The sequence below is a fragment of the Microcoleus sp. K1-B1 genome, assembly GCF_036704705.1.
Taxonomy (GTDB): Bacteria; Cyanobacteriota; Cyanobacteriia; order Cyanobacteriales; family Microcoleaceae; genus Microcoleus.
Genome location: NZ_JAUBSH010000001.1, coordinates 163,523 through 174,763 on the forward strand (window position 1 = coordinate 163,523; position 11,241 = coordinate 174,763).

General features: G+C 46.9%; 5 protein-coding genes. 2 read left to right on the forward strand and 3 right to left on the reverse strand.

What is annotated here, in order from left to right; translation table 11 throughout:
- Positions 1–1,162 precede the first annotated feature (1,162 nt).
- Both QUA83_RS00635 and QUA83_RS00640 read right to left on the reverse strand, forming a co-directional pair.
- A complete protein-coding gene (locus tag QUA83_RS00635) occupies positions 1,163–3,964 on the reverse strand; it encodes a TIGR03960 family B12-binding radical SAM protein (RefSeq protein ID WP_333290869.1) in 2,802 nt (933 codons plus the stop codon).
- Positions 3,965–4,107: 143 nt separating this feature from the next.
- Entirely contained in the window at positions 4,108–4,458 is a 351-nt protein-coding gene (locus QUA83_RS00640; protein ID WP_333290870.1) for an STAS domain-containing protein, read from the reverse strand.
- A gap of 383 nt (positions 4,459–4,841) precedes the next feature.
- Here QUA83_RS00640 and QUA83_RS00645 point away from each other — a divergent pair, with 383 nt between their 5' ends.
- The gene (locus QUA83_RS00645; protein WP_015176637.1) at positions 4,842–5,039 is read left to right on the forward strand and encodes a hypothetical protein; all 198 of its coding nucleotides are present in this window, start codon (positions 4,842–4,844) and stop codon (positions 5,037–5,039) included.
- An 838-nt stretch (positions 5,040–5,877) separates the two neighbouring features.
- Here QUA83_RS00645 and QUA83_RS00650 read toward each other — a convergent pair.
- The gene (locus QUA83_RS00650) at positions 5,878–8,712 is read right to left on the reverse strand and encodes a PAS domain S-box protein (RefSeq protein WP_333290871.1); all 2,835 of its coding nucleotides are present in this window, start codon (positions 8,710–8,712) and stop codon (positions 5,878–5,880) included.
- A 1,261-nt stretch (positions 8,713–9,973) separates the two neighbouring features.
- Here QUA83_RS00650 and QUA83_RS00655 point away from each other — a divergent pair.
- A complete protein-coding gene (locus tag QUA83_RS00655) occupies positions 9,974–10,699 on the forward strand; it encodes a DUF502 domain-containing protein (protein WP_333290872.1) in 726 nt (241 codons plus the stop codon).
- Positions 10,700–11,241: the final 542 nt, after the last annotated feature.

An 11,241-nucleotide genomic window follows, 5' to 3' on the forward strand; every position in this document is an offset into this window, starting at 1 on the left:
CAAAATTCAACACTTACAACTCTTCCTTTGAACTCAGCGAATAAATTCATTGACACCGTACCAATTTCTTAACACACAACTTAACACTACGAACTGATAACTCCGCTTGCGTGGTGGTAGAGGGCTGGTTTTGAGCGAAAGTAGGTAGGAGTGAAAGCGCCTAGACTTTTGTTGAATTCTTGTGCGATCGCACTCAACATACCGCAGCTTGGCATTCGACTGCAACCTCCGCCCCTGCCAACCCTAAAACCTAGTCAGTCGATTTTAGATTTTAGATTTTAGATTTTAGATTTACTCCACAGATGAATCTGGGACATTTAACTAGAGTCTAAAATCTAAAATTTTTGGTTCTCCACGAATTAAGTCGGGGGCTTATCTCCGTTTGTTGACGGGTCAGTCGATTTTAGATTTTAAATTTTAGATTTTAGATTTACTCCACAGATAAATCTGGGACATTGAACTAGAGTCTAAAATCTAAAATTTTTGGTTCTCCACGAATTAAGTCGGGGGCTTATTTCCGTTTTTTGACGGGTCAGTCGATTTTAGATTTTAAATTTTAGATTTTAGGTTTTAGATTTACTCCACAAATGAATCTGGGAGATTGAACTAAAGTCTACAATCTAAAATTTTTGGTTCTTCACGACTTAAGTCGGGGGCTTATCTGCGCTTTTTGACGGGTCAGTCGATTTTAGATTTTAGGTTTTAGATTTTAGATTTACTCCACAGATGAATCTGGGAGCTGGAACTTTAATCTAAAATCTAAAATTTTTGGTTATCCACGACTTAAGTCGGGGGCTTATCTCCGTTTTTTGACCCGCCAAAAACATCTATTGTTGAATACCCGCTCTGCGGTTTGAACCGTGAGATTTTTGAATAAGCCGACCACCGACAACCAGTCGATCGATCGAAATTAATCGCTAAATTTGGTTCAGACCCCGCTCCAGCGGGTTTGGCGCTAGATTTAGCCCGTGAATGTACAACAAAAAGGCTTGAAGTCTTGAACAGAAGCAAATTGCACCCAGCCCGCGTTGCTGGTTGACGAGGGCGGCGAGCGACTAAAGCGCTCGAGCCGCCGCGGCTTCCATAACAAGCGATTATAGCGTGAAACGACACATCCCGATCGAGAGCCGAAGGTGAAATATTCCACCACGGCTTCCCTATTTTAACCATAACCCAGGATTAGCTGACTACGCTCAACCTGTAGAAGCTGAATTTCCTGCTGGCTGACTTGTTCGAGCATGAACACAATATGTTCTGGCTTTAGCAAGTTGCCATCGCTGCGACAACTGCCGGTAAAGCGCAAGACGGCTCTACCTTCGGATGTACCACTCCTAGCAGAGGTGCTGCTGTCTGGTTTCTGCTCTACAAGTTCTAGTTTGTGCAGCCGATCGCGCAAATTGACATCCTTCGTCTTTCCCGACTTAGTAGTATGCACCCGCCAAAAAGCCTCGGTTTCGACGATCGTCTTGACCCAAGCTTCCCAGTTGGCATCAGGAGCCACGGAGACAGGAGCAGAATTTTCATGGTCTAATTCGCCATTTTCTGTCAACGAACCCCCTAAAGCCACAGTAATTACGTACTCCGCTGCTTCTAACAACTGGTTAGCAGAAGGAGCCTTGAGATCGATCGACTCAACCTTGTAAATCGGAAGATTTTCCGGCAGCTTAGCGGCCAACTTTTCCCGAAAACTCTCAATATCTATCGACTCAGTGAGCTCAAAGTCGGCAATTTCCCCCGTGCTGGTAACACCCAGAGGCAGAGCATTTGCCAGAGAAATCCGAGGGTTCGGGTGAAACCCGCCGGTAAACGAAATCGGCAAATCGGCTCTGCGGACTACTCGATCAAACAATCGGATCAAATCCAAATGACCAACCAAAGCCATATCGCCCACCTTCCCGAACCAAACCCTAAAACGCTGTTTCCGCTCCGTATTCGGGACAAACTCCCCAGCAAACTCAGGAATTGGCAGCGCATCCACAACCACATTGTGTCCGAAATCGGTGCCGCAAACCCCGCAGCGCGAACATCCTTCAAAGGAACAGTCGGGAACCGTCGCTGCTTCTAAAGCCTTTTGCAAGTCTATTTTCAGCCAGTTTTTGTCGATTCCGGTATCTAAGTGATCCCAAGGCAGGGCCTGATCGAGAGAGAGGGGGAGAGTGGGGGAGGGGGAGAGGGGAAGAGTGGGGGAGGGGGAGAGGGGGAGATGGGGAGAATTGGGAAAATCTTCCGTGATTTCTCTTCCTTCTTCCTTCTTCCTTCTTCCTTCTTCCTTCTTTTCTTCCTTCTCAAAAAGATTCCACTCGCCACTTTCGACTTGGCGGTATTTCCAGGTAAGGCCCGATTCATCGATCGCCTGAGTCCAAGCTTTGTAAGCCTGATCCAAGCTTTCCCACCACGCATCCATACCCGCGCCAAGTTCCCAAGCGCGGCGGACTACAGCAGCCAAACGTCGATCGCCCCGTCCGACAAAATCCTCCATTGCCGAAATCCGCACATCAGTGTAATTCACCTTGACGCCCCGCATTCCCCGAAACTCTTCCTTCAGGAGTTTTTGCTTGCGGGAAAACTCAGCAGTAGAAACCGAGTGCCACTGAAAAGGAGTGTGAGGCTTAGGCGTAAAATTAGAAATTGTCAAGTTAAAAGTCAGTCCCCGCCTGCCATTGATCCTGCATTCCCTGTGCAGCCAGCGGACTGTTTCGGCGATGCCGAGAACATCAAAATCGGTTTCTCCGGGCAAACCGATCATAAAATACAGCTTGATTTTATCCCAGCCGCGATCGACCGCAGTTTTGACACCCCGAAGCAATTCTTCGTTTGTCAAACCTTTGTTAACGATGTCGCGCATCCGCTGAGTACCAGCTTCCGGGGCAAAAGTCAAACCGCCTTGTCGCGTACCGCCGAGAATGTCGGCAATATTATCGTCAAATCTGTCAACTCGCTGGCTGGGTAGAGACAGAGAAATATTTTTATCTTTCAGGCGATTTTTGATTTCCATCCCGACTGCTGGGAGTGCCAGATAGTCGGAACAACTCAGGGAAAGCAGGGAAAACTCGCTGTGCCCGGTGGCTTGCATTCCCTGTTCGATCGCCTCTACGACTTGCTGCGGTTCGACATCGCGCGCGGGGCGAGTCAGCATTCCCGGCTGACAGAAGCGACAGCCGCGGGTGCATCCCCGGCGGATTTCTACTGTCAGTCTGTCGTGTACTGTCTGGACGTAGGGAACCAGCCCGATCGAATAAGCTGGTATGGGAGTTGCCACGCGGCGCAGAATTCGTTCTGGAACTTGCGGGCGGTTGGGATGAACAGAACCGTCGGCCGCCATATCGTAGAATTGCGGGACGTATACACCTGGAATTTGCGCTAAATCCAGCAGCAATGCTTCTCGGCTCAAATTATTTGTTTTGCCTTCTGCCAAAATCAAGCCAATTTCTGGCAGCAATTCTTCTCCATCTCCCAAAGCGATGAAGTCAAAAAAGTCCGCGTAGGGTTCGGGGTTGGAAGTTGCCGTTTGCCCGCCAGCGAAAATCAGCGGCCTTTGACCGTTTTGGGGATTGGTCGCTCTTTCTTGCCAAGTTAGGGGAATGCCGGCTAAATCCAGCATTTCCAGAATGTTTGTTGCTCCTAGTTCGTAGCTGAGGCTGAAGCCCAGAATATCAAATTCTGTGAGCGATCGCCTTGATTCTACGGCAAACAGGGGAGTTTTGGTCGATCGCAGTTTTGCTGCCAAGTCGGGGGCGGGCAAATAAGCCCGATCGCACAACTGCCTCGGCACAGCGTTCAAAATGTTGTAAAGGATGATGTGCCCCAGATTGGAAGCACCAACTTCATAAACTTCTGGGTAAGTGAGAACCCAGCGCACAGACGCCGCGTCCCAAGGCTTGTGCGTAGCCCCCAATTCGTTTCCCAGATAACGAGCAGGCTGATTAATGTCTGCTGTAAGTAATTCTTCGACTTTTACTGCCACGGCTCGACTCGCTAAATATTTGCGACTCTTAAGCAGCCTACCTTAAAATCTGCCAACACGCCAACGACAGTCGTCTGTCTTTTCGGCTATTTAACCGAATTTGCTGTGTTTTGTTGCCTATTCTCGTCGATGAGGAGGCTATATCAGTGTTGTTTCACGCAGGAGTTTTCGGCTTCAAAGCTATCGACATTTTCAAATATCTCAAAAACTCGATCGAGTTGGCTGAGTTCCAGAATCATCTTAATCCCAGGGGATACCGAGCACAGACTAAACCTGCGCCCCTTGTTTTTCGCCTGCTTGAGGCCCGAAACCAATGCCATCAAACCTGCACTGTCTATAAATTTTACTTCGGCCAAATCTACGAGTACCGCTACAACCCCGGGGGCTGCAATTGCTGTCATTAGTTGCCGTCCGAATTCTCCGCAGGTGGCTGCATTCAGGTAGTCTAGGGGTCGAATCACCGTAATTGGTTTATGGGCAAGAAGTGTCTGCATATGTCAAACCTATGATTGCTACGTATTTTCAACTACTGCGCTGGACGGATGTAAGCCTAAACCTACTTGATTACTCTGAGCCTAACTTAATCTGAGGCAAACTTACCAGTTGTTGTCAGTAGTTTTACTGAATCTTTATTTATTGACTCTTTTTTATGAAGTTTTGCGTAAGATTTGGGGACGAAACGTAAGCTACTATACTATTTTTTATTTAGGCCGCCAGGTTTAGTCTTGGTAACTCTAAAAATTGCGATCAACTTTGCCCTAGCTGTTAGATGAAACTGAACAATGTAATTTAAATCACTTGTTAGTTCTGATCTAGATCACCTGTTTGATCGACACTTCAGAGGAAAATTAAACTGTACGGAGTTCTCCGACTTACTATGCAAGCAACTCATGCTATTCGTCAACTTGTAGAAAAAGCCCTCTACATTAAGCAGTTGACGCCTGACATTGAAAACGAAATCAACTACGAGCTCACCCGTTTGGGGTACATCTCGGATATTGATTATGAGGCTTTAGAGTTATTAATGGATGAAATGGATGCCGGCCGGGTGCAATTGGTATCTAGCCGTCGATAGTCGGAACCGGGCGCCCAGTCCACATCCAAGAACGAAAAAATCCTTGCACGGCGGGCAATAGAGGAGTGTTAGAAGCATTTACGCCGGCTGAATATTTTTCTCATGAAGCATCTGGTTGCTAAACTTGATATGTGAGGAAATAGTGTGAGGGGCGATCGTCCCTGCACTTGTGATCAAAAGCTAAAAACTTTGACTTTAATTAAATTTATAACTTTTGGGGTATGACAAATTAGGTTAATTGTAACTAAGAGTCATGCTTAATGAAGCAGCTAATTCCTGAACTTGATATTTTAGCAGAGACTGTTAAGGGCGATCGTCCCTGAACCTCATACAATTTTAGATTTTAGATTTTAGATTTTAGATTTTAGATTTTAGAAGTGCGACTACTGATGATTATCAGGGTTGGGAAATTGTCTACAGTTGCATTCCTTTGAGAAACTGCTATCAGTATCAAAAAATACACACTGTGAGCTAAATTAAATTTATAACTTTTGGGACTTGACAAATTAGCTTTAAGTCTAATTCATACTAAAAAAAGTTTTTCGGCAGGATTAGGACTAAGGGCAACTCTCACAAATAAAGCTTAAATTTTAAGTATGTATAGCAATCCTCGTATCATTTGTGTAATTCTTGTAGGGGCAAAACCCACGCCCGGTTGCCCCCATGAGGCCGGGGTAGGCACTCTTAGCACTACCCCTACATCTTTTTACGACTCCTGCAAAGATTGCTATAGTGCCAGTTGGCCTTAGTCCTAAGAAGTCTTATCCGATCGCTCGAATGCAACAAAATTGGTTTGTAATTAGGAAATCAGTCCTCAAAGTTTGCAAACGCACTCAATCTAAAATCTAACCTCTAAAATCTTTGAGCGCGCCGCCAAACTTGCCACCACCGCCACCAACTCAGCAGGCTCGATCGGCTTGGGCACGTAAATTTGAAAACCTTGCTGCAGTGCCCGTATCCGTTCCTCTACCCTACCAACCGCCGTGAACGCCAACGCCGGAATTTCCCTGTCCACCATCCGCGATCGCACTTGCCGCAGCAAAGCCTCTCCATCAGGGGCCTGCATCTCAATATCGATCGCCAACACATCCGGATTCAGCCTTTCAATCGCCTCCAGGGCGCCCCTTCCAGAGCTAGCAGTCTCCACCTGAGCTCCGCAATCTTCTAGCACTGTACAGGCAAAATCCAGGGAATCGGCGTCGAGATCGATCACCAACACCCGTACTCCAGAAAGATTGCTGCTGACAAAAGAGTCCTTTACACGGGCTCGCGCCTTGCTTTGAGGAATCGCCCACTCCCCGAGTCCAGCAACAGACAATCCGCTGTCGCAATGAAGCTGTTGAATTGGCAATTTCACTAAAAACCTCGATCCTTTTCCCTTCCCTGCCGATTCGGCTTGCACCGTCCCCCCGTGCATTTCCACAAAATGCCGCACTAGAGCCAAACCCAAACCCAATCCGTTGTACGATCGCCTTGTAGAGCTGTCAGCTTGGCTGAACCGCTCGAAAACGTGCGGCAAAAACTCTTCTGAAATCCCTTGTCCCGTGTCACTAACCTCAATTTCGACACTAGCGGGCGACAAATTTTTACAGCAAGCGGATTCCTCACGGGCAAAAGTCCTCTCCATCTTTCGCACCGCCACCCTCACCTGTCCGCCATCGGGAGTAAACTTAATCGCATTCGACAGTAAATTCCACGCTACCTGCTGCAAGCGACCGGAATCGGCAAAAATCCGCCCGGTAGTTGGATCGAAATCCGTCACAATTTCAATATTTTTGGCGGCAATCGCGGGCGCAAGAGTATCGATCGCAGCCTCAACAGTTGAAATCACATCCACCCACCGCAAATTCAGCGACAGTTTCCCGGTAATAATCTGCGACACATCCAGCAAATCCTCGATCAGAGTTGCCAGCGAACGTGTATTGCGGTCGATCGTTTCCAAAGCCCGAACAGTCGTTTTTTCGTCAAACTTGCGGTTTCGCAGCAGTTGCGCCCATCCCAGCATCGCATTCAGCGGCGTCCGCAATTCGTGGGACAAAGTTCCTAGAAACTCGTCTTTAATCCGGTTCGCCCGCGCCAATTCCTGGGCTCGAGCGTGCAGTTCTCTTTCCAACTGCTTGCCAACCGTCAAGTCGAGAATAAAAGCCACAGATTCTTGTCGCTTTTGGGCTAGCAAAACATATCCGATCAACACCGGAATCCGGCTGCCGTCTCTCCTCCAGAATTCCTTTTCGTAGGGAGTGCAAGCCCCCGTTGCTTGTGCCTCTGCCATCCCCTTCTTGTCGAGAGACTGGTACTCCGGCGGCGTAATGTCAATCGAGTTTAATTCCCCGCGCTGCAACTGTTCCCGCGTGTAACCAACTATCCGCAAAAATTCATCGTTGGCCTCAACGATACCGCCGTTAACATCCCCGAAGATAATTCCTATCAAGTTAGCTTCGGCTAACATTCTCAGCTTTTCTTCGCTAGCTTGGAGTGCAGCTTCTGTTTGCTTGCGCTCGGTAACGTCTTGGATGTAACCCGACAAACCAGAATCGGAAGGATAAAAACGCATCTTCAACCACTTGTTCCATAACGGTACGAATTCTTCATACTCGATAGTCACCTTTTCTGCTAATGCTTTGGTCGCCATTTTGTAAAACTGTAAATCGACCGCCCAGGGAAATATATCCCAAATTTTTTTACCAATCAGTTCAGCTTTTGGTCGGCCTAACAGCTCAATAGCTTGGTGGTTGACATAGGTATAGTTCCAATTTAAATCAACAGCGATAAAAGCATCGGTAATGCTTTCGAGAATGTTAGTAATTTTATCGTTTGCCGATTGCAGTGCTTTAGCAGTTTCTTCTGCTTGTAACCTCGCTGCTTGTTCGCGGGACAAAGCGGCAGCGCGTTCTTGTTCGGCCAATTTTCGATCGCTAATATCGATGTAAGAACCGATGTAACCTGCAAAAGTGCGATCGGGCCTGTACCGGGGTACGCCTGTACCCAAAACCCAGCGGTATTCCCCGTCATAGCGTCTCAGGCGGCATTCGACCCGGTACTCGCTGCCAGCGTCGAAGGCTTTTTGGTAAATATCCAGACATTCTGGTAAGTCATCTGGGTGCAAGTTTTCCATCCAACCCGTGCCCATTTCTTGCGCCAAAGTTCTACCGGTAAACTCCAGCCAAACTTTGTTAAAGTAATCGCCAAGTTGGTCAGTATCCGACATCCAAATCATTACCGGCGCGGTATCTGCCATGATCCGAAATCGAGCTTCGCTTTCCTGCTGCTGTGCTTCGGCTTGCTTGCGCTCGTTCCGTTCTTGAACTTCCCGCAGGGCCCGCTCAATCGACGGCACCAGGCGTATCAAACGGCGTTTGAGAACATAATCAGTAGCGCCGCTTTTCAAAGTTTCGATCGCCACTTCCTCACCCAAAGTAGCCGAAACAAAAATAAACGGCACTCCCGGACAAGTAGTGTGGGCGATTTCCAGTGCAGCTATCCCGTTAAAACAAGGCAGCATATAATCTGCCAAAATAATGTCAAAACGTTGTTTTTCCAGTGCCGTGGCAAAGTCTTCTCGAGTTTCCACACACACCAGAGAAAATTGGAGCCCGCCCTCCATTAGATATGCCTCAATCAGTTCGGCATCTAGGGGACTGTCTTCTACTAAGAGGATACTGAGCGTTTTCACAAAAATTCCTTTTACTTAAATATTAATTATCGGATACAAAATTTGATCGGGCTGCGGCTTTAAGTGAAGCCAAAAAAAATCTTGGGTTTTGAATGGCATAAAAAAATGTAAAAACCAATTGGTTTCATGAGTTGAGCATTCATATCTCAATCCTAACTTCTAATCAAGTCTATTGCTTCTTGCCGCGGGCTGAATCCCCGCTCTGACTTGATTGGCTAGTACGCTTGTTTTTCCTTAACTTTCGTCGGTTTTCCAGGAATCGGCACCGCTGGAGTCTTGCTTCTATGCAGCAGTTTAGCTATACCCTGTTGAACAAATAGTTTCGCGCTTCTGGCTAGAAACAACTAGCTATGTAGTAATTTATCTCGCTTGCTCCTAACTACTGCTACCTCGTTTGGCAGATTATTTTTTTTGTAGTGATGTCCGAGTTAATTCTATATTGCTTTGCCGCTCCTCTCAAACTCGAATTCGCTTCAATTCTGCCCTTATTTCCTGAATATCGAGCAATCGTGTCAAAAAAAGTCAAAGTTGCTGGTATGTCTGCTTTACTTTTTGCCGGATTTGCCTATTATGCAAGTGTTTTATGGTAGGCAACTGTTGGCTTGTTTATCACAGTCGCCCACAAAAATCACTGCCATTGTAGTAACAAGCGGTCAGACTGCATCTATCCAAAGATATATTTTTGAGAAACACGGCACTCAACCTGCAGAGATTGCCCAGAATTCGGTAAAACTCATATATTGCACCATGTTCAAGAACAGGCTTTCGGGCCTGTTCCACAAAGAGTGAATTTGATTGTGGGATGGGCATCCTGCCCGTAGATAAAAAGCGTATGGGAAATGGTGCAAGATATAAGTAAAACGAAGTCCCACCCCGCCGAAAATCTGAGAAAGCTCGATCGACCCATTAATTTCCTATACAAATCACAGAAAATTTGATCTGGACTCGCTACACTTCGACTCCCAGGCGGTCTCTGACCGATCGGCTTATTGATTGAACCGACCCAAAGTGTCTTAAAATATACAATACGGTGAGCTGGTGCACAGCCCGCATATATTAAAACTAAGAGCCAACTTGCAATAATTCTTTAAAATAAAGGTACAGCACCGGCGATCCCTAACTCTTCCCCCTCAGAAAGGGTAGGGTTTAGCAGAATTGAAGACGATCGTCTATGGTGACTTCCAGTAAAGCCCGTGCAGTTGCTTTAGTCTCAGGTTTATTCAGGTTATTGGCAACCAGTTACGAGGAGATTTGACCCGCCGTGCTCCAACGCATCAAACAAGACTTAAAAAACGACCTGATCGCAGGACTATTGGTAGTGATACCCTTAGCTACCACCATCTGGCTGACAATTACCGTCGCCAGTTGGGTGATCAATTTTCTGACCAAAATTCCCAAGCAGATCAACCCTTTTGACGGACTTCACCCGATTTTGGTGAATCTGCTAAATCTTTTAGTAGGGCTGGCTGTACCCCTGCTGAGCATCTTAGTCATCGGTTTAATGGCCCGCAACATTTTCGGCAAGTGGCTGCTAGACTTTGGCGAACGGGTGTTGCAGGCAATTCCCCTAGCTGGTTCAGTTTACAAAACCCTCAAACAACTGCTGGGAACCCTCCTCAAATCAAACGACAAATTTCGCCGCGTGGTGTTGGTGGAATATCCCCGGCGGGGAATATGGACTTTAGCATTTGTGACCGGTACGATCGAGAGTAACGATATCCCGCCTCACCTTTCCGGTGAAACCCCGATCGGCATTTTCATCCCCACCACTCCCAACCCCACTACCGGATGGTACGCTATAGTCCCGGAGGCAGATTTAGTTAATTTGTCAATGTCGATCGAAGATGCCTTTAAAGTCATCATCTCTGGGGGCATCGTCAACCCCAACAACTCAATTGCAGTAACCCCGGAAAAAATCAAGGGCAAAACACTCGAACCCTTGGTATCCGAATCAAGATACCAGGCTGTCCCAGTCGAAGAAGATTGAACCAGGACATCGGCGTTGCTGAATAACGGTATAATTTCCGGCAGATCCCCGACTTCTGAATCAAATTCAAAAACATGAAAATCAGAGTGGTAAGAAAGCAGTCGGGGATCTGGTTTGTTTTTCCTACTTCCGATCGGCAATACCAAGATATCAATCTCTAGATTCAGGTTTAGCGAGTTTGAAAGTGAACTTTCTCCATCAAAGATCATATTTGTCCAAAACCTGCCCAGAAACAATCATGACTGAGGGCGGGTTTTTTGCGAGTTTTTCTGGTGAACTACCACACATCAACTGCCACGCAGTATGATCTGGGCTTCCCAATTCAAGGGCAACCGCCAAGGACAGCAGTAGACTTTCGCCCATACTGTTTTGGTCTTACATTGCCTCCAAGGGCAGTAACGCTGGTTCCCAACGCCAATATCCGTAAGCCTTCGTTTCTAATGTTGATAGCCGCATTGATGTCTCTAAGTAGGTCGGCGCAAAAAAACCGAACTATGTTAAGATAAGTAAACAAAAAGAATATATCTACTGAGGTAACTCAA